Below are 21544 nucleotides of genomic sequence, written 5' to 3'. Positions count from 1 at the left end.
TATAGACAAGCTTGCACGAGTCAAAAAGCGCCTGCAAGTGGATTCAATGGAAATTGCCGGAATCATCGGGCAAACCCCTACTCCACGCCGTGCGATAAGGCTCTACAGGGAGTTGTTAGTGGCCGGACGTCGCATGATGAAGCTGCCGCGTGCATGACGCGCAAATCATTTTGTCTAGACAGGTCGCGCGCGAAGATGAATTCGCACTACCAGATGAACGGCACGAAGCGATAACGCACGCGCGCCATGTACTCGCTGTAACCCTCGAGTTGCTCCGCGAGGACGCGCTCCTCGCGCACCGCGCGCCAACCAATGCCAAACACCATCACGGGCACGAACGCGAGTCCCCACCATGACCCGAGCAGCAACGGTGTACCGACGAGCAGCAGCAGCGCGGCGCAATACATCGGATGCCGGATGTGCGCGTAGGGGCCGGTGTCGATCACCTTATGGCCGCGGCTTGCCTGGATTTTGACGACCGGCGCGGCATAGCTGTTGGCCTCGAACACGAAGCGGCACATGAAGAGGCTAAGGAACACGCAGAGCGAACCGAGACTGACCAGCCAGACAGGCAGCGGTGCGGACCATTGGAAGCGCATCGCGTCGAATCCCATCGCGATGAGCCAGGCGCACCACGCCAGCGCGACGCCGATCATGAAGAAACGGTCCCAGCGGCTTTGCTGTGCCTGCACGAACGGTGCGAGACGTTCAGCGAGAAGGCCCGGATCATGGCGCGCGAGCCACAGGCCGATCCACAGACTCAATGCGCCCAGTTCGATCAGATACCACCAGGCGGCCGGCCACGCGAAGCTGCCTGCCGCGCCGAACAGCAGCGCGCCCATCGCCGCCAGCCAGACCACCGTTTGCAGGACGAGGCGCTTGATCATGGCGGCGGCCGTTGCACGTTTAACGCTACACCTTACGCGCTTTGCGCCGGCGTGCGCACGCGTTCGAACACCTCGGCGATGTCGATGTCGCCGGTGTCCAGACCGAAGCGCTCGCGCAGGCATATGGCGAGTTCGTCGGCGCTGACCAGTTGCCGCTCGCTAATCATCTGCCCGCTACCAGCGCGCTCGTTCAGCTGATCGTTGAACAGCGTGAGACGGGCTTCCGGCAACACGCGGCACACGATCAGGTTGCTCGCGAAAATCGAATCGGGCGACGTCGACGTGTACCAGTTCGAGGTTTCGTAATCGATCCACTCCACCGGCTGCAAGTCGAAGCGATAGACGCGCGCCCAGCTTTCGTCGTGCGCTTGCACTTCGAGATACAGCGCGTCGCGCGATGCGTCGGCGAGGCGGAACGTGCCGAGCGGCGTCTGCTGCGCGAGACCCGTGCTTAACCGCAGCGGCGCGCTCAGCGTGACGCTGCCGAAGCCGACGTCGGCGATCCATGCGTCGGTTCCAATGTCGATGCGCAGCACCATGTGCGTGCGAGGTGGAACCGCGTCGGACTCGCGCCCCCACAATACGCGCCCGAGCAGCGGCGTGACCTTGAAACCCAGTTGCATCAGCACGTTGGCGAACAGCGCGTTCTGTTCGAAGCAATAACCGCCGCGCCGTGCGGTGACGAGTTTGCTCTCGACCGATTCGAGGTCCAGCTTCACCGGCCGCCGCGTGAGCGGGTTCAGATTCTCGAACGGGATCGCTGCGGGATGCAGCCTGTGAATCGTCTGAAGGACTTCCAGCGTGGCCGCGCGCGGGCCTTCGTAGCCGATGCGGGCGAAGTAGTGTTGCAGATTGACGGCGTATGACATCGGCGTGGTCCGGTAGGTTTTGGAGCTGGACGCTGACGGACCTGCACACGTGTGCCCGGTGCGCGATCCGGCGGTTTCGGGACAAGATCATAGCCGCATTTGCCGCGCTTGCTTGCCGCTTGCCCGATGCGCCGCCTCGCCGCTTTTCCGTCACCGCGTCGGGCGCCGTCCTACTGCATGAGCGGCGCCCGGCGCGCGTACCGCCTGCTACTGGATACCCTTCAATGCCGACGTCGCGATCGACGGCACGGTAATGCCGTGGCCCGACGCGAACTGCACCGCCGAATTCAGCGTGGACATCAGCGACTGCAACTGGCCCGGCGCCGATTGTGCGATGTACGACGCACTCTGCGCCGTCTGCGGATTCAGCCCCGACTGCAACAGCGAAGACGGGCTCATCTGACCGATGCTGCCGAGTCCCGACTGCAGGCTCGAATACTGGCTCACGCCCTTGCCGAGCGATGACAGGCCGTCCGTGAACGCCTGCTTGTCGACCGGCGCCGCCGACGCGCTGCCGCTCGCATGACTCGCGAACGCATCCGTCAGCTTCTGCGAGAGCGACTGTTGCGTGTTGCCCACCTGCGTCAATTGACTGACCGACGGCGTTCCGCCGCTCAGCAGACCCGCGGCCTGCTGCGCCTGCCCTGCGGCGCTGCTCATGCCCATCGCCGAGGCGAGGCTCGACTGGCCGCTCAGCACCTGCTGGTTCGCGCCCACATAGGTTTGCAGCAACTGCGACATGCCGCCTTCGGCAGCCGGCGCGGCGCCCGCCGAACTATTGCCGCCGCCAAGACCGAACTGCTTCAGATTCAGTTGCGCGCTTGCAACGCCGCTCCCAAGCAAACTGCCGCCGACCAGCATCGACATCAAAAGAATGCGGGTTTTCATCTCTTTCTCCTTAATATGTTGGGCTTCGGGTTGATCGTGCGCTTCGACACGTCACTCGCGAGTGCGTTCGCTCTGACCACGCCCATACGATTCAATTACGTTTTCATTGGGTTCAAATTACGTACAAATATCAATTAGTTGCAGTACGTAACGTACAAAATTACATGTCAGCGATATTGATGAGAATCGTTCTCGTTTAAATCAACGCCTGCAATACGCGTGAGTACGATTCGCGTCATCTGCTGCACGGCGTCGCGGGCTGTTACGGCGAATCGCGGGCTGGCGACATCGCTGCTCCGTGATGAATCAATCAGTCGAACAACGCCAATAAGGATTTCGATGAAGTTCGCCAACCTCCGCGGCCCCGCCGCTCAGGCACGTCCAGTTCGCGACGGCGCGGCGCGCGCCAGCGCAACTTATCGTCCGCGCTTGCCTTCGATGCGGCGCGTGGCCCTCTGCACCGCATTCGCCTGGGCATCGATGACGACCTCTGCCGCGATGGCCGAAGCCAGTCCCGATGCCGCACCGGAAGCCCCCGAAGCCGATCTGAAGATCAAGGCCACCGAGACGAGCCCGTGGACCGGCTTCTGGAACCGCGAGCAGATGCTCGGCGACATCGGCGGCCTGCGCCCCTGGCTCGGCAAGTACGGCGTGACATTCACGCTCACCGAGACCAGCGAAGTGCTCGCCAATCTGCGCGGCGGCCTCGCGCGCGGCGCGGACTACGACGGTCTGACGACCGCCACCGTGCAGATGGATACGCAAAAAGCGTTCGGCCTGCCCGGCGGCCTCTTCAACGTCAGCGCGTTGCAGATTCACGGCGCCAACCTGAGCGCCAACAAGCTCGGCACACTGAATACGGCAAGCGGCATCGAAGCCGAGGACACTACCCGCCTGTGGGAGTTGTGGTATCAGCAGTCGTTTCTGAACAAGCGTGTCGACGTGAAGATCGGTCAGCAAAGTATCGACCAGGAATTCATCACCAGCCAGTACTCGGCGCTGTTCCTGAACACGATGTTCGGCTGGCCCGCCCTGCCCTCGTACAACATGCCGTCCGGCGGTCCTGCGTATCCGCTGGCGGGCCTCGGCGTGCGCGTGCGCGGCCAGATCACGCCTTCGTTGACGGCGTTGGCCGGGGTATTCTCCGGCGACCCGCTCGGCAACAACCCGGACAACCTGAGCGGCACCAACTTCAATCTGCACAACGGCACGTTGTGGATCGGCGAGTTGCAATACGCGATCAACCAGCCGGCCGACGGCGAAGTGGTCGGCACCGGCAGCAAGGCATTGCCGGGCACCTACAAGATCGGCGTCTGGTACAACAACAACAGCTTCGCGGACCAGCGCTACGACAATAACGGCTTGTCGCTGGCGAATCCCGCATCGACCGGCGTGCCCGCGAATCATCGCGGCAACTACAGCATCTACGCCGTAGCCGACCAGATGGTTTGGCGTCCTGATCCTGACAAGCCGCGCAGTCTCGGTGTGTTCGCGCGCGTGATGGGCGGCCCCGGCGACCGCAACCTGGTGAGCATCGCGGCCAACCTCGGGGTCGTGCTGAAAGCACCGTTCGCCGGCCGCGACGACGATAGCGCCGGCCTCGCGCTCACCTACATCAAGGTCGGCAATCACGTGCACGGAATCGATGAGGATTTCCGAGCCTTCACCAACGGGCCCTACGGCGTGCGCACCAGCGAAACCACGCTCGAGGCGACCTATCAGTATCAGGTCAATCCGTGGTGGCAACTGCAAGCCGACGCGCAATACACGTTCAATGCCGGCGCCGGCCAGAATCCGAACGACCCGACGCAGCCGCTGCGCAACACGTTCGTCGTCGGCGTGCGGACCAACATCAATTTCTGATGCGGTTCGCGGCCGCCTTCGCGACGGCCCCGGTTGCGTATGCCGAGCCGCAAGGTTTCCTCGCAACCTTCAAGCACCACACGACGCTGATCAACACCGTGCCCGACAACGGTGACCAAAACCCGTACGCGGTAGTGGTCGCGCCGGTCACGGCGGGCACCGTCAAGCAAGGCGACGTGCTGGTCGGCAACTTCAACAACTCGACCAATCTGCAACGCACCGGCAGCACGATCATCAACTATCGTCCGGACGCCAAACAGATGTCGGTGTTCGCCGCGGTGCCGCGCGATCTGAAGGAATGCCCCCGGCTCGCGGTGGATGGGAAGGTGACCGCTTATCTGCGGGGTTAGGGCCGGTCTGATTGCAGATGGCCCCCGTCGCACAGTTCACCTACACACCCGCCCCACGCGCGGGCGCCCGCAACGACAGATCCTGCACCATCTGCGCAGCCAGATAATCGCAGGTCGGCCGGTCCGATTTGGCGCTGCGCGCCACCACGATTTCCAATGGCGCGATCTTCGGCAAGCCTTGCGCTTCGCCAAGAATCGCGAGCCGCGCCGGCACGCTGCAACGCGTGAGTGCGATCACCGACAACCCCGCATCCACGGTCGCTACGAGACCCATCAGGCTCGCGCTGCTGAACGCCGCCCGATAGCGGATCCGCGCGCCATCCAGCGCGGCCAGTGTGTGCTGGCGCGCGACACAACCGGGCTCGTAGAGTCCCACCGGCAACGGCGACGCCGCCAGCACCGGCGTATCCACCGATGCCCCCACCCACACCATCGGCTCGCTGCGCACGAATTCGCCACGCAACTTGCGGTCGCGCGTGACGAACGCGAGATCGATCTTGTTATCGGCCAGCATCGGCGCGAGCGACGTACTTTGCGCGCAGACGATCTCGATCTCCACATGCGGATACAGGTTCGAGAAACGCCGCAACACCGGCGACAGCAGCGACGAGACGTAATCGTCCGGCGCGCCGAGCACCACGCGCCCCGTCACCTCGGGCCGCACGATCGCCGACCAGGCTTCCTCATGCAGCGCGAGCACGCGCCGCGCGTATTCGAGCAGCGTATTGCCGGGCCGCGTGAGCGACAGATTGCGCGTATTGCGCGCGAACAGCGTGGTGCCGAGCATGGTTTCGAGCCGCTTGATCTGCATGCTGACAGCCGCCTGCGAGCGATGCACGGTGGTCGCCGCCTTCGTGAAGCTGCCCGTCTCCACCACCGCGACGAAGCTGCGCAACAAATCGACGTCGAATTCGGGGTGCATGATTTATCAATCCGGCTGATGGAATTACTCAATTTAATTCGTTTGTCGGTGCCACGCAAGCCGCGCAATACTCGGGATATCACGTCTCGGAGCCGCTTCGCATGTCCCTCACCCAACGTCAACAAGGCGCGATCACCCTCGCGAGCGGCGGCCTGCTGATGGGCACGCTAGGCGTCTTCGTCGAGGAGGCGCGGCTCGGCGCGCTGACGCTCGTGTTCTTTCGCTGCCTGTTCGGCTTTATGTCGCTTGCCGCGTATTGCGCGTGGAAGGGCTTTTTCACGCGATCCCATTTCACACGCCGCACCGTTGCGCTCGCGTTGCTCTCGGGCGTGCTGATGGTCACACAGTGGGTCGGCTTCTTCGACGCGATCCATCGCACCAGCATTGCCGTGGCGACGGTCGTGTTTCACGTGCAGCCGTTCTGGGTCGTGCTGATCGGCGCAGCGCTGTTCAACGAGCGGCTCGGCATGGATCGGCTCGGCTGGATCGCGACCGCCTTCGTCGGGCTCGTGCTCGCCTCGGGCGTCGCGGCCACGGAGAATCTGCAGGGCCATTCGGCTTATCTGATCGGGATCGGCGAGGCGCTGGTCGGGTCGCTGCTGTATGCGAGCGTCACGCTGATTGCCAAGGGGCTCGGCAATCTGCGGCCGCATCTGCTGACGCTCGCGCAATGCGCGGTCGGCGTGGTATGTCTGCCGTTCATCGCGCCGCTCACCGCGGTGCATATCGGCCCGATGCAGTGGTTCTGGCTGGTCGGCATGGGGGTGCTGCATACGGGCTTGGCCTATGTGCTGATCTACGGCGCACTGCCCAGGCTAAGCACGCCGGTGATCGCGGTGCTGCTGTTCGTCTACCCGCTCACCGCGATCGTGGTGGATGCGGTGGTGTACGGCCGGGCGCTGTCGCTGCCGCAACTCGCAGGCATGGCGCTGATCGTGGTGGCGAGCCTCGGCGTCAATTTGGGCTGGCCGCTGCTGTCGCTGCTGCGGCCTCGTGCACAGGCGCGGCGGCACGCGGATTGAGATCCTGTCTCACTGCGGAAAAAAGTGGCGCCAGACCTCGTGGCTTCATCCGGATAACGAATCGATTCCCAAAAAGAGAGAGGGACTCAGACAACTCCGTGCTGAATCCACTCACGTAGGCTGGCCTGCACAATGCGTGCTGAAGGCCTATTCACGCTACCCGGCCAACCTCACTGCGGCAACACCTCCCCCTTCGTCTCCGGCGCGAACGGAATCACGAAGAGACCAATCACAAACGCGAGCGCCGTCAACGCGACCGGCACGCCGAGTGTATGCATGCGCAGCACCGCGGCACCGAGCAGAAAGTTGACCCCTGCGCCAACAAACCGCCCGAACGACGTACAGAACGCGAACGCGGTGGCCCGCACGCGGGTTTCGAACTGCTCCGGCAGCCACAAACTGAACAACGCGAAATTGCCGCCGAAAAAGCCCAGCACGCAAAGCCACGCGATGAACGGCGCGAGCCCGTTCGGCAGATAGAACGCCCAGCCGAAACTGCCGGCGATCGACACCGCCATGCCGGCGAAGTAAATCGCCAGTGTCTTCTTGCGGCCGATGCGCTCGGCGAGCGGCGGCAGCGCGAGACAGCCGATGATCGTCGCGATGGACAAAAGCCCCGTCGCCACCGACGCCATCCTGATCGAATCGGCCTTCGCCATGCCGGCGCGGGTCGCCAGCTGAATCACTGCGGACGGCTCGTACACCGCACCCGCCCACAAGCCGATGATCGCGATCGTCAACAGGATGCACGCCACCCAGGTCCGGCGCCGATAGGCCGGCCCGAGGATTTCACGCAGCGGTTTGCTCCGCACGGCGTTGGCTTCGGCCTTCTGCCACTTCTCCGGCTCTTTCACGCGCAGCAGAATCAGAATCGCGACCACTACCGGCACGGCGCCGGTGAGGAACATCGCGCGCCAGCCGAAGTGCACGCCGATCGTGTAGTTGAGCGCCGCCGCGAGAAAGAAGCCCGCGTAGTAGCCCGTTTGCAAATAACCCGCGCCCATCTTGCGGCGATCCTCCGGCCACGCTTCGGCCACATAGGTGCCCGCCAGCGCCCACTCGCCGCCAATGCCGACGCCTGCAATGAAGCGATAAATGCCGAGTTCCCACACGTTCGAAGACGTCGCGGCGAGCCCCGTGAAAATCGCGAACGTGAAGATGGTGCCGGCCAGCACCTTGGTGCGCCCAAAGCGATCGGCGAGCGGCCCCCAGATGAACGACAGCCCCCACCCCACCAGGAACAGCGCAAACAGGATCGAGCCGGCGAGACCCACATTTGCCGGCGTGGCCGCAAAGCCGGAGCGCGGCAACAGCTCGGTCAAAGCCGGCGTCAACACAAGCGCGTAGATGAACGAGTCCATCCCGTCGAGCGTCCAGCCGGCCCATGCTCCCCAGAAACCTACGATCTGCGAACGATTGAGCGGCGTGCGGCGCCGCGCGACCGGTGTACTGTCGGTCACTGAATTCATCATGCTCCTCCGGCCCTACGATGGGCGTACGTAATCGGAACTACCGGGAACGACGACATGGAATGGCGCGCGCAGGTGGATTGAGACGGCCACCCTCGTACGACGGAAGCGTGGCCCGCGGGGTCGGCCCGGCAAAGAACTTTCCGGGTTTGTCCGCGTGTAAAGCGCGTCTTTTTATATATAATATTTGATACTATGAGCGAAGCAACAGATGGTTTTCCCCTGGACGCCCCGGCACGCAGTCCGCTTTTACCCGCAGCGGCGCCGCGCGAGAGCACTTCGCGTGTGATCGCGGAGGCCCTGCGCGCGGCAATCGTCGACGGCACGCTGGCGCCTGGCGCGCCGCTGCGCCAGGACGCGATCGCGCGGCACTTCTCGGTCAGCGCGATTCCGGTGCGCGAGGCGCTGCGCCAGATCGAAACCGAAGGCTGGGTGAGAGCCGCGGTGCATAAAGGCGTGACAGTCGCGCCGTTGTCGGCGGACGAGGCACGCGAGATCTACGAGATCCGCTCGGCCCTGGAGAGCCTCGCGATCGGCCTTGCAATTCCGAACCACAGCGCCGCGACGCTGCGCGAAGCCGCAAACCTGTGCCGCGCCGCCGAACGCGAGCCCGAGCCGTCGCTGTACGTCGCGCGCAATGCCGCGTTTCACATGAGCCTGTATGCGCCCGCCGGGCGTCCGCAACTCGCGGACATGATCGGCATGCTGCATCGGCGCGGCGAACGGTATCTGCGTCTGAAGTTCGGCTTGCCTGCGTACAAAGGCGAGTCCGACAATGAGCACGCGGCGCTGCTCGACGCCGTGCAGCGCCGCGACATCGCCATGGCCCAGTCGCTCGTCGTCGCGCATCTGCTCGGTACCGGCGAGCTGCTCCATCGTTTTCTGACCGAACGCGCGCAGGCGGAAGCCGCGCTTGCGAATCAACCGAAGCCGCGCGGCAGACGCCCGCGCACCACCACCGGGAGTTGACCGAGCCGATGAACCGCCCCGCCGAAGCCACTGCGTCACTACCCTCCGCCCGTTCATGGACCACGCGCCGCGACGAGAAGAACCGTCGCCTCGCGGCCATCGCTCCGTGGCTCGAAGACGGCGTCCTGCCGACCCACCGCATCGTCGATGCGCTCGAAACGCTGATCCAGCCCGGCGACCGCGTCGCGCTCGAAGGCGACAACCAGAAGCAGGCCGACTTTCTGTCCCGCTCGTTCGCCAAGGTCGATCCGCAAAAGCTGCATGACGTGCATCTGCTGATTTCGAGCATCAGTCGTCCTGAGCATCTGACGCTGTTCGAGCGCGGCATCGCGCACAAGGTCGACTTTTCGTTTGCCGGGCCGCAGAGTTTGCGGGTCGCGCAACTGCTCGAAGACGGCCAGTTGGAAATCGGCGCGATCTACACGTACGTCGAACTGTACGCGCGCATGTTCGTCGATCTGACGCCGCACGTCGCGCTGCTGTGCGCGGAAAAGGCCGACCGCCACGGCAATCTGTACACCGGCCCGAATACCGAGGACACGCCGACCATCGCCGAGGCCGCCGCGTTCCGGCACGGCATCGTGATCGTGCAGGTCAACGAGATCGTCGACGAATTGCCGCGCGTCGACATCCCGGGCTCATGGGTCGACGTGATCGTGCAGGCGGACCGGCCATTCGCCGTCGAGCCGCTCTTCACGCGCGATCCGCGCCACATCGGCGATCTGCAGGTGCTCACCGCGATGATGGTGATTCGCGGCATCTACGAGCCGTATGGGGTGACCTCGCTGAATCACGGCATCGGCTTCGATACCGCGGCGATCGAATTGCTGCTGCCTACTTACGGCGAATCGCTCGGGCTGAAGGGCAAGATCTGCCGCAACTGGACGCTCAACCCACATCCCACGATGATTCCCGCGATCGAATCGGGCTGGGTCGACAGCATTCATTGCTTCGGCAGCGAGGTCGGCATGGAGGCCTATATCGAGGCGCGTCCCGACGTGTTCTTCACCGGCAACGACGGCAGCCTGCGCTCGAATCGCGTACTGTGCCAACTGGCCGGGCAGTACGCAGTCGATCTGTTCATCGGCTCGACTTTGCAGATCGACGCCGACGCGAATTCGTCGACCGTCACGCGTGGACGTCTCGCCGGCTTCGGCGGTGCGCCGAACATGGGCCACGATCCACGCGGCCGGCGTCATTCGAGCGAAGCATGGCTCAAGCTGCTGAAGGACCAAGGCCCGGTGTCGCGCGGCCAGAAGCTGGTCGTGCAAACGGCCGAGACGTACAAGAAAGGCGGCGAACCGACTTTCGTCGATGAACTCGACGCGGTCGCGGTCGGCGCGAAAAGCGGCATGCCGGTTGCGCCGGTGATGATCTACGGTGACGACGTGAGCCACGTCGTCACCGAGGAAGGCATCGCACATCTGCACAAGGCCGAGGGCGTCGACGAGCGGCGCGCGGCAATCGCCGCCGTGGCCGGCGTCACGCCGATCGGCTTGCGCGCCAAGCCTGAAAAGACCGCCGAGCTGCGCCGGCGCGGCATCGTCGCGTATCCGGAAGATCTCGGCATCCGGCGCGGTGAAGCCAAGCGCTCGCTGCTGGCCGCACGCAGCATCGACGATCTGGTGACGTGGTCGGGCGGTCTGTATGCGCCGCCGGCGCGCTTCAGGAGCTGGTGACGATGGCGCCCGCTGCCTGGCTCAAGCGTGCGCAGGTGCGGTCGTCCGCGCTGGAGGGCGACGCGCAATTGCCCCGCGCGGGTGCCCATGCCACGCCCGCCGATTCGCGCCGCGCCGCGCCGTCCGACGCGCAACTGGCCCACTATGCGATCACCGCGCTGATCGAAGAAGCGCAACTCACGCCCAAGCCCGCGCTGGTCGACCAGCGCGGCAGCGGCGCGCATCGCGACCTCGATCTCGCGACGATGCTGTGTTCCGCACAGGCACTCGAACCGACCTTCGCGGCGCTCGCGCGCACAGCGCGCCGCCGTGGCGAACCGTCGGCGCTGCTGCGCACCGAACTCGCGCAGACCGGCCGCGCCGGCGAGCAGGACATGTTGCGGGCCACCGGCGGCAGCAATGCACATCGCGGCGCGATCTGGATCGTCGGCTTGCTGGTGGCGGGGTCAGCGATGGACGCCTGCGCGGTTTCACCAGCGAGTACTTTCGCGGCTGCGTCCGATCGCCGGTCGACCGCCGGTCATACTGAGCATCCAGACGCATCGCAAATCTGCACGCGTTCCGCGCAAATCGCCTGTTTCCCGGACCGCTTCGCCGCGCCCTCCGACAGTCACGGCGAACGCGCAAGACAGCGCTACCAGGTCGGCGGCGCACGCCGCGAAGCGCAAGACGGTTTCCCGCACGTGATCGACGTCGGCTTGCCCGCGCTGCTCGCGGCGCGTGCCAAAGGCATCGAGGAAAACGCCGCGCGCGTCGATGCATTGCTCGCGATCATGGCCTCGCTCGACGACACCTGCCTGCTGCATCGCGCCGGCTTGCCCGGCCTGCACGCCGGACAGCACGGCGCGCGCCGCGTGCTGCAAGCCGGCGGCAGTTCGACGCCCGCGGGCCGCGCCGCGCTCGCCGCGCTCGAACACGAATTGCTGTCGCTCAACGCCTCGCCCGGCGGCGCAGCCGATCTGCTCGCCGCCACCCTCTTTCTCGACATGCTGGCGCACCACCACGCCGGCCGGAGCCCAGACCCATGGAACATCTGACCTTCGACTATCCGGCGCAACGCGCCGTCACGACCCGCGCGCATGTCGGCGTGGTGGGTTCGGGCGATCTGGAAGTGCTGCTCTCGCCCACCGATCCCAGCGGCTCGCTCGCCGCGCATGTGGTCGTGCGCACCAGCGTCGACGGCTACAGCCACATCTGGAAAAGCGTGCTCGACCGCTTCTTCACCCGCTACGGCGGCGCTGCGCAAATCGAAATCAACGACTTCGGCGCGACGCCCGGCGTGGTCGCGTTGCGGCTCGCGGAAGCAGTCGAAGCCGCCGAAGAAGGAGACGACGCATGAACACGAGTGCAAGCACGCATTCCGCGCCGCTGTTGCGCGACAGTTTCATCGAACTGCCTGCGCGTGAACGCGCGCGCTCGCTGCTGGACGCGGGCAGCTTCCGCGAATTGCTCGGCCCGTTCGACAGGATCGAGTCGCCGTGGCTGCCGCTGCAAGGCGTGGTCTGCCAGGCCGACGACGGCTGCGTGATCGCGCGCGGCACGATCGACGGGGAGCCCGCCGTCATCGCTGCGATCGAGTCCGCGTTCCAGGGCGGCAGCATCGGCGAAGTGTCGGGCAGCAAGATCGCCGCGACGCTCGAAATGGCGCTGCGCGACTGCGAACGCGGCAAGCTCGTGCGTCCTGTCGTGCTGTTCGAAACCGGCGGCGTGCGGCTGCAGGAAGCGAATCTGGGTCTCGCGGTGATCGCGGAGATTCAGGCGGCGATCGTCGCGTTGCGCCGGCACGTGCCGGTGGTCGGCGTGATCGCGGGGATGGTCGGCTGCTTCGGCGGCATGTCGCTCGCGGCGGCGCTGTGCTCGTATCTGATCGTGACGAAGCAGGGGCGGCTCGGCATGAACGGCCCCGAGGTGATCGAGCAGGAAGCCGGCATCGACGAACTCGATGCGAGCGATCGCCGTCGCGTGTGGCAACTGATCGGCGGCGAGCAGCGCACGGCGAGCGCGCTCGCCGATCAACTGGTCGACGACGATGCCGATGCGCTGCGCGCCGCCGTGCATGCGGCGTTCAAGCAAGGCGTGCCGGCCGCGCATCGCAGCGAACAGGTCGACGTGTTTCTGAACCGGCTCGCGCAGATCGACCCGGCCAGCGTCACACCGCAGAGCATGCGTGGCGTGTACACCCCCCACGTTCAGCACGTCGCGCGCAAGGAGCAAGCATGAGCGACATTCAATTGAGCCGCGGCGCGCGCTGGTTCCTTTCACTCGCCGGCGAACCGTCCGGTCAGGCGCCGGTATGGAGCGGTGATGCGCCGCTCGGCCGCGAGACGGCGCGCTTCATCACGGTCGTGCCCGATCCCGCAAACCGCTTCCCGCGCGCAACCGACAACGTGGTCGGCCTCGAACAGGGCTGGCAGCTTGCGCGCGCCGTGCGCGAAACCATCGCACTGGACGATGCGGGCGACACGCGCCGGCCGATCGTCGCGATCGTCGATGTGAAGAGCCAGGCGTATGGCTATCGCGAGGAAATGCTCGGCCTCCATCTCGCCTGCGCGGCCGCCATCGATGCGTATGCGTCGGCGCGCGACGCGGGTCATCCGGTGGTCGCGCTGATCGTCGGGCCGGCGATGTCGGGCGCGTTCCTCGCGCACGGCTATCAGGCCAACCGCATCGTCGCGCTCGACGCGCCCGGCACGATGGTCCACGCAATGGGCAAGGAAGCGGCCGCGCGCGTCACGCGCCGCACGGTCGAAGCACTCGATGCGCTCGGCGAAACCATCGTGCCGATGTCGTATTCGATGGCGTCGTTTGCGAAGCTCGGGCTGCTCGATCAACTGATCGAAGGCGTCGATGCGGATGCGCCGGATGCAGAACAGATCGAACGTGTGCGTCAGGTGTTGTGCGAGCAGGTTCGCAGCGCACGCGACGGTGGCCGCACGCTCGCGCATCGGCTGGAATCGGCGGCGGCGCAGAAGAATCGCGCGGCGTCGATCGAGGTGCGGCGGCGGCTTGCGCAACAATGGGATGCCGTGTGATGCGAGTTTGCGCGGCGCCGCCGTTCGTTGCTGAACACGCGTTGCCGTGCGATGCGCGGCGGCGTCCGCACGACTTGCTGTGTCTGCGGCAACTGCAGGTGTTCGATGACGAGCCGGCGTGGGTTCGTGACGCGTTCGAGTGCGCGCCGTATGCAGTCGTCAGACGCGCGCCGGCGCCAGAAGGCTTGGTGGCGATCGGCTTGCGCGGTGTCGAACGGGCGCAGCGTTATGGCACGTGGGCGCGTGCGGCCGATGTCGTGACTGTGGTCTCGCCGGAGAGCTTGCGGCAAACCGGGCCGCTGACCGGTCGCGATACGTTGCCTCCTTTCGCTGCCCTCGCCTTTTTGCAAAACGGCTCGGGCGGTCCATTGGCGGGTTTTGTCTGGGGGCCGACGGGCAGCGCCGGTTTTGAACTGGCCACGCGTGCAACGGCAGTGAGCGAATCGAGCGATCTCGATCTGCTGATTCGCACGCCCGAACCGCTCGCGCGAGACGGCGCCCGCGCGTTGCTCGATCAACTGCAGGCGCTTGCGGAACGCATCGGCATCCGTGTCGACGCGCAACTCGAAACGCCAGCGGGTGGTGTCGCCCTCGCCGAGTGGGCTGCCGGCAAAGCGCGCGTGATGGTGCGCCATGCAAGCGGTCCGCAATTGATTGCCGATCCGTGGGCACAAGCCATCACTCGCACAACTCGAAGCGGTGTCGTCTGATGCTTGCGCTGCTTTTCCCCGGCCAGGGCGCGCAGACCGATGGCTTCCTGCACAGCCTGCCGCAGCATCGCGCAGTGCGTGACACACTCGAAGAAGCCTCGCAAGTACTCGGCCTCGATGTGTTGACCCTGGACACGCCGGACGCGCTCGGTTCAACCGTTGCCGTGCAGGTCGGCTTGACGATCGCGGGCGTGGCCGTGACGCGCGCGTTAGCTGACGAACAACTCGCGCCGGAGATCAGCGCGGGGCTGTCGGTCGGTGCGTATGCGGCAGCGGTGAGTTGCGGCGCATTGCAGTTCGCTGACGCGTTGAAAATGGTGCGGCGGCGTGCCGAACTGATGGAAGCGGCATATCCGTCCGGATATAGCCTCGCGGCGATATCGGGTTTGACTGAGCATCAACTGGAAACACTCGCCGCGCGGCATGCGGATGAGAACCGGCAACACGTCTATATCGGCAATGTGAATGCCCCGCGCCAGATCGTCATGGCGGGCGCAAACGATGCGCTGGATGCGTTCATCGTCCGCGCGCTGGCCGCGGGTGCGCGTAAAGCGACGCGGCTCGCGGTGAGCGTGCCGTCGCATTGCGAGTTGCTCGCGCAGGCGAGCGACGAACTGCTCGCCTACGTGAGCCAGGTCCCTTTTCAAGCGCCGCGCAGCACGTATATCGGCAATCGCGGCGGCCGACCGTTGTATACGGCCGACGCGATCCGTGATGATCTCGCCACCAACATGCGCTACACCGTGCGCTGGTTCGACGCACTCACCGCAATGCAGGAAATGGGTGCGCGCGTGCTGATCGAGGCGCCGCCGGGGCAGGTATTGACCGACATTATGCGCGAGCATTTTCCGGATGCCGCAGCGCTTGCGGCCAGCGGTCTTTCGTTCGACAGACTGGTGGCGACGGCCCGGCGGCGGTTGGAGACTGGCTAACGAGGCCGTGAACCGTGATGTGGTGCGCATCCGCTTTGTGCACCAGCGGCAGCTTTTCCACCTTCAGCCCTCTGCACGGGCCGACGCTGCCCGAAACCAGGGGCAGGCAACTCAGCGCCTGAGTCAGGCCGCCGCGTGCGCAGCCCCGCCTCACGCCTGCTCCGGCGCTCCCCGCCCAAGCACCTGCGAATCCGACGCCGTCGCCGACGCTTCGCCATGCGCGTGTCCATGCCCATGCCCCGGCGTCGTGACCGCGGCGGTGCCACCGGGCCGCCGCACCGACTTCGCGTGCCGCTCGATCAACCGTTGCAGCAGACAGAACGCGCACAACAGCGCACCGATCACGATACGGGTCCACCACGAGCTGAGCGTGCCATCGAACGTGATCAGCGTCTGGATCGTGCCGAGAATGCCGACGCCGAACAGCGAGCCGATCACATAACCCACGCCGCCCGTCAGCAAGGTCCCGCCGATCACGGTCGCCGCAATCGCGTCGAGTTCCATGCCCTGCCCCTGCAAGCCATAGCCCGACAACACATAGAACGTGAACACCGCGCCGCCCAGCGCGGAGCAGAAACCGCTCAGCGCATACACACCGATCCTCGTATGCGCGACCGGCAGACCCATCAGCAGCGCCGACCGCGGATTGCCGCCCACCGCATACACATTGCGGCCAAAGCGCGTGAAATGCGCGACAAAGATCGCGGCCAGCAGCGTCACCATCGCAATCAGCACGTTCGCCGTGACCGAGCCGATGCCGATGTCGAGACGAAACGCCGAGATCTTCTGGAACGTCGGATCGGTGATCGTGATCGATTGCGTCGTGATCAGAAAACACAGGCCGCGTGCGAAGAACATACCGGCCAGTGTCACGATGAATGCCTGCAGACGGAAGAAATGAATCAGCGCGCCCTGCACCGCGCCGAACACGGTGCCCATCAGCAGCACGATCGGGATGATCACCCACACCGACAGATGCATGTGTTCGGACAGCACCGCCTCGACGATGGTCGTCAGCGCGACGACCGAGCCCACCGACAGATCGATGCCGCCCGACACGATCACGAACGTCATGCCGATCGCGACGATCAGCAGGAATGCGTTGTCGACCAGCAGATCGAGCAGTACCTGCCACGAGAAGAAACCGGTGTACATCACCGAGCCAAAGCCGAACAGCGCGCAGAACAACAGGATCGTGACGGCGATCGGCAACGTGCGCGGATCGACGACATGCGCCAGGGCATCGAGAAGTCGTTTCATCGTGCCACCCCGCGTTGCTTGAAGATCGACGCGCCGAACGAGATCGCGAGAGCACGCGCCGCTGGCGACTGGATCACGCTGACCGCGAGCACCACGGCTGCCTTGACGACGAGCGTCGCCTCAGGCGGCACGCCGATCGAATAGGTCGTGTACGTCAGCGTCTGAATGATCAGCGCGCCCAGCACCGTTCCTGCAAAACTGAAGCGGCCGCCGAGCAGCGACGTGCCGCCGAGCGTCACCGCGAGAATCGCGTCGAGTTCGAGCAGCAGGCCCGCATTGTTGCCGTCGGCGCTGCGCACATTCGAGCTGATCAGGATGCCCGCCATCGACGCGGTCAAGCCCGAGAAGCCGTACACCGCGAACACGAGCGCCTTGGAGCGCAAGCCGACCAGACGCGTCGCCACCGGATTGACGCCGATCGCGCGAATGAAGAGCCCGAGCGCCGTGCCTTCGACGAGCGCCGCGGTCGCCAGCACCACCACCGTGGCGATCCACACCGAACACGGCACGCCGAGCCAGTAGCCGCCGCCGACGAACAGATAGCCGGGCGCGCCGATCGGAATGATCTGCCCGGCCGTCAGCAACTGCGCGATGCCCCGGCCCGCGACCATCAGGATCAACGTGGCGATGATCGGTTGCATACCGACAAAGGACACCAGCACGCCGTTCCACATGCCGCTCAACACGCCGACGATCAACGCCGCCACCAGCGCCTGCGCGACGAGCCCAGCGCTCGGTACGGGCTGCGTCGCGAGAATCGTGGCCGCGGCAGCACCGGCGATCGCCACCACCGCGCCGACCGAAATGTCGATGCCGCGCGTCGCGATGACCAGCGTCATGCCGATCGCGACGAGCACGAGCGGCGCGGCGCGATTGAGCACGTCGATCGGCGCGCCGAACAGATGGCCGTCGAGCATGCGCAGCGACAGGAAATGCGGATTCACCCACAGATTCAGGCCGCACAGCAACGCGAGCGTGACGCACGGCCAGATCAACGGACGTTCGACGCCGTCGCGCGCGAACCAGTTCGATAGCTTCATTCGCCGCTCCCCGCGATGAGTCGATAGATGTTGTCTTCGGTCGACGCCTTGCCGGCGACTTCGGCGATCTTGCGGCGGTCGCGCAGCACCGCGACGCGATGGCTCACGCGCAGCACCTCGCCGATCTCCGACGAAATGAACAGGATGCTCAGACCGTTCGCGCACAGCGCCAGCAGGCGGTCCATGATGTCGAACTTGGCGGCGACGTCGATGCCGCGCGTAGGTTCGTCGAGAATCAGCAGCTTGGGGTCGGTGGCGAGCCAGCGCGCGAGCAGCGCCTTCTGCTGGTTGCCGCCGGACAGCAGGCCAATCGGCTGTTCGGCGTCCGAGGCCTTGATGCCGAGCCGCTCGATCCACAGATCGGCCAGTTCACGCGCGCGCTGCCGGCTGATCTTGCGCCACCAGCCGCGCCGCGCCTGCAAGGCGAGCAGGATGTTCTCGCGGATCGACAGTTCGGCGACGATGCCCTCTTTCTTGCGGTCTTCCGCGCAATAGCCGATGCCGTGGCGTACCGCGTCGCGCGGCGAGCGCAGCCGCACGGGCTTTCCATCGACGAGAATCGTGCCGCTGTCCGCGCGGTCCGCGCCGAATAGCAGGCGCGCGGTTTCGGTGCGGCCGGAGCCGAGCAGGCCGGCGAGGCCGAGAATCTGGCCGGGCTGAACGTCGAGATCGATCGGTTGCAGCGTGCCGCGCCGGCCGACGCCGCGCAGTTCCATGAACGGCTGCGCACCCTGCGACGCCGGCACGCCCTCGTCAGACTCGTGCGCCGCTTGCGCTGCCTGCGCGTCGTGCGCGGCTTCGCGCAAACGCGCGCTCATGCGCTCGTGGCCGACCATCTTCGAGACCAGTTGATCGGCGGACAGATCGCGGGCGAGATATTCGCCCTCGCGCTCGCCATTGCGCATCACCGTGATGCGGTCGGAAATCGCATAGGTCTGTTCGATGAAATGCGTGACGAACAGAATCGCGATGCCCGATTGCTTAAGATGCCGAAGTATTTTAAAAAGCTGCGCGACTTCGCTGTCGTCGAGACTCGAAGTCGGCTCGTCGAGAATCAGCACGCGCGCGTCGACTGACAGCGCTCGCGCAATCGCCACCATCTGCTGCACGGCGATCGGATACGCGTCGAGCGAGCGTGTGACGTCGAGCGACACGTCGAGACGCGCCAGCGCAGCCTGGGCGCGCCGCTTGATGTCGGGCCAGTCGATCGCGCCAAAGCGCCTCGGTTGCCGGCCCGCGAAAATATTCTCGGCCACCGACAGATTCGGGCACAGGTTCACTTCCTGATACAGCGTGCGGACACCGGCCGCTTCGGCCTCCTGCGGCGATGCGAACGCCACCACTTCGCCGCCGAGACGGATCGTGCCGGCATCCGGCGCGACCACGCCGGTGAGCACGTTGATCAAGGTGGACTTGCCGGCGCCATTCTGTCCCATCAGCGTGTGAACCTCGCCGGGAAAGAGACGGAAATCGACGCCTTGCAGCGCCCTCACGCCGGGGAATGTCTTGCTGACGCCGGCGGTGGCCAGAATGGGTTCAGGCGCGTTCGCGGCGCCTGTTGCGCCCTTCGCGCCGTGGGCACCGATAGCCGGCTGATTCGGTTCGAAAGCGGGATGGGTCATGGACCTCGCTCGATCGGCTATGCGTGGGTTCGGCAGGCTCCGGCGGCGTCCATCTGAAAAGAGACCGCCCGCTGCCGAAGCAGCCCGGGCGGCCAGGCACCACTGGAGAAACCTGTTCGATCTATCCGTACTGCGCGTCTCCTCTTCTCCGCGCCGTGACGCGGCGCTCATCATGAGGATAGCTGAGTACTTCGTTTCAGTACTTGCGTGTCGGCAGCGTCTGCGCCGCGACGCTCATCGGGAAGACGGTTTCTTCCGTGAGGATGCGCTTGGGCAGCGGCTTGCCGGCCACGACATCCTTTACCGCCGACATCAGTTGCGGCCCCAGCAGCGGGCTGCACTCCACATCGACGTTCATCTTGCCTGCGGCCATCGCCTGGAAGCCGCCCTTGGTTGCGTCGAACGACACAACGATGACGTCCTTGCCCGGATGCATACCAGCCTCTTCCATCGCCTGGATGGCGCCGAGCGCCATGTCGTCGTTATGCGCATAAACTACATTTATTTTATTTCCATAAGTTTTAATAAACGCTTCCATGACCTGCTTGCCGCCGGCCAGCGTGAAGTCGCCACTCTGCGACGCGATGATCTTGAATTTGGGATCGTTCTTGATCACTTCCATCAGACCGGAGTGCCGGTCATTGGCGGGTGCCGAGCCGACCGTTCCCTGCAGTTCGGCGATGTTCACAGGGCCTTGGCTGCTTTTGTAGTGCTCTTCGAGCCAATGACCGCCGCGCCGGCCTTCTTCCAGGAAGTCGGAGCCGATCATCGTCACGTACAGCGACGTGTCTTTGACGTCAATGTTACGGTCGGTGAGAATCACCGGAATTTTCGCGGCCTTGGCTTCGCGCAGCACCGGCTCCCAGCCGGATTCGACGACCGGCGAGAACGCGATCACATCGACTTTCTGCGCAATATACGAGCGGATCGCCTTGATCTGGTTTTCCTGCTTCTGCTGCGCATCCGAGAATTTGAGCTTGATCTTCGCGTCCGCTGCGGCGGATTTGACCGACTCGGTGTTGGCGGTTCGCCATGCGCTTTCCGCGCCGACTTGCGCGAAACCGAGCGTGATCTGCTTGTCCTGCGCATAAGCGCCGGGCGCGGCCAGCGTCAGCGCGCCGATGCCTGCGGAAAGTGCGAGCGCGCCCAACGCACGACATGCGGCACGTCGTGTATTCGCCATGACTGTCTCCTGATGTTGTTGTGTAGACGACCCAGCGAACCTGCCCAGCCCTCGCGGCCCTCATGGTGCGTGGATCGTGATGTAGCGTACTGTGCGACGCGTTAACCGTCCAATCATATGATTCGCACCGGCGATATCAATTCTGGTATCGCGGGCGGGTTCGGCTTGCCCCGGCTATGTGAGAGTGGATCGTCAAGCAAACTGGCGGGCGAACTAGCGTGCAGCCACTCGCGGCGTGACCCAGCGGAAGGTCAGATTGATGCGCTCGCCGGCCACGCGCGGCTCCTTCGGCACGCGGTGCCGCCACTCCGCCTGGGTGGAGCCCTTCATCACTAGCAGGCTGCCGCCCTTCAGCGAGAACGACTGCACGACGCCTGTCTTGTTGTGCCGCAAGTCGAAAGTGCGTGCGACGCCCAGGCTAACCGACGCGATCACCGGCCGGGGGCCCAACTCGGGTTCGCGGTCCGCATGCCAGCCCATGCTGTCGGCGCCGCTGCGATAGCGGTTGAGCAGCACACTGTTGAAACGCGTGCCGCAGACTGCCTCGGCGGCCTCCTTCAGTTGCGCGACGGCCGGCGTCCACGGCTGCGGCACGTTGCGAATGCCCGAATAGACGTACACCGCATCCGGTTCGCCCTGCCAGGCGGTCAGCCGCGGCAGCGCGACACGGCCCGCGGGCGTGCCCATCGTGTCCTGACGCCACTGCACTTCGTCGATCAGTTGCATCAACACCTGCGCCGCCGTGGCAGGCGTGAGCCAGTCGGGATACCAGTCGACGTCGGGCGTCGGCAGGTCGTCGAAAAGATCGGTCATACCGTTACCTGAATACCTGTGCGATTGCGCGAGC

General features: G+C 65.2%; 20 protein-coding genes and 1 pseudogene. 11 read left to right on the top strand and 10 right to left on the bottom strand.

Going from position 1 to position 21544, the window contains the following annotated elements; translation table 11 throughout:
• Positions 1-206 precede the first annotated feature (206 nt).
• The 3 genes from B0G69_RS23770 to B0G69_RS23760 all read right to left on the bottom strand — a co-directional run bounded on the left by B0G69_RS23770 (position 207) and on the right by B0G69_RS23760 (position 2644).
• Positions 207-887, bottom strand: a complete 681-nt coding sequence (locus B0G69_RS23770) for an isoprenylcysteine carboxylmethyltransferase family protein (RefSeq protein WP_121321556.1) — start codon at positions 885-887, stop codon at positions 207-209.
• A gap of 32 nt (positions 888-919) precedes the next feature.
• Positions 920-1756, bottom strand: a complete 837-nt coding sequence (locus B0G69_RS23765) for an arylamine N-acetyltransferase (protein ID WP_121321554.1) — start codon at positions 1754-1756, stop codon at positions 920-922.
• A 207-nt stretch (positions 1757-1963) separates the two neighbouring features.
• Positions 1964-2644, bottom strand: a complete 681-nt coding sequence (locus B0G69_RS23760; protein ID WP_121321552.1) for a hypothetical protein — start codon at positions 2642-2644, stop codon at positions 1964-1966.
• A 339-nt stretch (positions 2645-2983) separates the two neighbouring features.
• Between B0G69_RS23760 and B0G69_RS23755 the strand changes: the two genes are divergently transcribed.
• Entirely contained in the window at positions 2984-4507 is a 1524-nt protein-coding gene (locus B0G69_RS23755) for a carbohydrate porin (RefSeq protein WP_121321550.1), read from the top strand.
• Positions 4507-4812: pseudogene (locus B0G69_RS23750) on the top strand (hypothetical protein); the annotation flags it as partial. The gene B0G69_RS23755 and the pseudogene B0G69_RS23750, both read left to right, overlap by 1 nt.
• Before the next feature lie 85 nt (positions 4813-4897).
• Here the strand turns inward: B0G69_RS23750 and B0G69_RS23745 are convergent.
• Positions 4898-5779, bottom strand: coding sequence for a LysR family transcriptional regulator (locus B0G69_RS23745; RefSeq protein ID WP_121321548.1), 882 nt, complete (start codon positions 5777-5779; stop codon positions 4898-4900).
• A 101-nt stretch (positions 5780-5880) separates the two neighbouring features.
• On the opposite strand from B0G69_RS23745, the gene B0G69_RS23740 reads away from it, so the two are divergent.
• Entirely contained in the window at positions 5881-6801 is a 921-nt protein-coding gene (locus B0G69_RS23740) for a DMT family transporter (RefSeq protein ID WP_121321546.1), read from the top strand.
• 170 nt (positions 6802-6971) lie between these two features.
• Here B0G69_RS23740 and B0G69_RS23735 read toward each other — a convergent pair whose 3' ends face one another.
• Positions 6972-8270 (bottom strand): MFS transporter, encoded by a 1299-nt coding sequence (locus B0G69_RS23735; RefSeq protein WP_199731396.1) that lies wholly within the window; start codon positions 8268-8270, stop codon positions 6972-6974.
• A 195-nt stretch (positions 8271-8465) separates the two neighbouring features.
• Here B0G69_RS23735 and B0G69_RS23730 point away from each other — a divergent pair, with 195 nt between their 5' ends.
• The 8 genes from B0G69_RS23730 to mdcH are packed head-to-tail and all read left to right on the top strand — an operon-like array spanning position 8466 to position 15592.
• On the top strand, positions 8466-9239 hold the full coding sequence (locus B0G69_RS23730) for a GntR family transcriptional regulator (protein ID WP_121321542.1): 774 nt from the start codon (positions 8466-8468) through the stop codon (positions 9237-9239).
• Positions 9240-9247: 8 nt separating this feature from the next.
• Positions 9248-10918, top strand: coding sequence for a malonate decarboxylase subunit alpha (gene mdcA, locus B0G69_RS23725; RefSeq protein WP_121321540.1), 1671 nt, complete (start codon positions 9248-9250; stop codon positions 10916-10918).
• Between the two features lie 2 nt (positions 10919-10920).
• On the top strand, positions 10921-11955 hold the full coding sequence (locus tag B0G69_RS23720; protein WP_121321538.1) for a triphosphoribosyl-dephospho-CoA synthase: 1035 nt from the start codon (positions 10921-10923) through the stop codon (positions 11953-11955).
• Entirely contained in the window at positions 11943-12257 is a 315-nt protein-coding gene (locus B0G69_RS23715) for a malonate decarboxylase subunit delta (RefSeq protein ID WP_121321536.1), read from the top strand. Before B0G69_RS23720 ends, B0G69_RS23715 begins: the two co-directional genes overlap by 13 nt.
• Positions 12254-13138: a biotin-independent malonate decarboxylase subunit beta gene (locus B0G69_RS23710; RefSeq protein ID WP_121321534.1), complete on the top strand. Its 885-nt coding sequence runs from the start codon at positions 12254-12256 to the stop codon at positions 13136-13138. The genes B0G69_RS23715 and B0G69_RS23710 overlap by 4 nt, the downstream gene beginning before the upstream one ends.
• Positions 13135-13950, top strand: a complete 816-nt coding sequence (gene mdcE / locus B0G69_RS23705) for a biotin-independent malonate decarboxylase subunit gamma (RefSeq protein ID WP_121321531.1) — start codon at positions 13135-13137, stop codon at positions 13948-13950. The genes B0G69_RS23710 and mdcE overlap by 4 nt, the downstream gene beginning before the upstream one ends.
• Complete coding sequence (locus tag B0G69_RS23700; protein WP_121323847.1) at positions 13950-14660, top strand: malonate decarboxylase holo-ACP synthase; 711 nt, start codon at positions 13950-13952, stop codon at positions 14658-14660. Before mdcE ends, B0G69_RS23700 begins: the two co-directional genes overlap by 1 nt.
• On the top strand, positions 14660-15592 hold the full coding sequence (gene mdcH, locus B0G69_RS23695) for a malonate decarboxylase subunit epsilon (RefSeq protein WP_121321529.1): 933 nt from the start codon (positions 14660-14662) through the stop codon (positions 15590-15592). Before B0G69_RS23700 ends, mdcH begins: the two co-directional genes overlap by 1 nt.
• Before the next feature lie 150 nt (positions 15593-15742).
• Here mdcH and yjfF read toward each other — a convergent pair whose 3' ends face one another.
• The 5 genes from yjfF to B0G69_RS23670 form a co-directional block, all read right to left on the bottom strand.
• On the bottom strand, positions 15743-16852 hold the full coding sequence (gene yjfF / locus B0G69_RS23690) for a galactofuranose ABC transporter, permease protein YjfF (RefSeq protein ID WP_121321526.1): 1110 nt from the start codon (positions 16850-16852) through the stop codon (positions 15743-15745).
• On the bottom strand, positions 16849-17892 hold the full coding sequence (locus B0G69_RS23685; protein ID WP_121321524.1) for an ABC transporter permease: 1044 nt from the start codon (positions 17890-17892) through the stop codon (positions 16849-16851). Before B0G69_RS23685 ends, yjfF begins: the two co-directional genes overlap by 4 nt.
• Positions 17889-19514 (bottom strand): sugar ABC transporter ATP-binding protein, encoded by a 1626-nt coding sequence (locus B0G69_RS23680; RefSeq protein WP_121321522.1) that lies wholly within the window; start codon positions 19512-19514, stop codon positions 17889-17891. Before B0G69_RS23680 ends, B0G69_RS23685 begins: the two co-directional genes overlap by 4 nt.
• Positions 19515-19710: 196 nt before the next feature.
• Positions 19711-20697: an ABC transporter substrate-binding protein gene (locus B0G69_RS23675; protein WP_121321520.1), complete on the bottom strand. Its 987-nt coding sequence runs from the start codon at positions 20695-20697 to the stop codon at positions 19711-19713.
• A 213-nt stretch (positions 20698-20910) separates the two neighbouring features.
• Positions 20911-21510, bottom strand: a complete 600-nt coding sequence (locus B0G69_RS23670) for an alpha-ketoglutarate-dependent dioxygenase AlkB (RefSeq protein WP_121321516.1) — start codon at positions 21508-21510, stop codon at positions 20911-20913.
• Between the last annotated feature and the right edge of the window lie 34 nt (positions 21511-21544).

Source organism: Paraburkholderia sp. RAU2J, assembly GCF_003634845.1.
GTDB lineage: Bacteria > Pseudomonadota > Gammaproteobacteria > Burkholderiales > Burkholderiaceae > Paraburkholderia > Paraburkholderia fynbosensis.
Note: the sequence above shows the minus strand (reverse complement) of the source record. Positions and strands in the feature narration are given on the sequence as shown.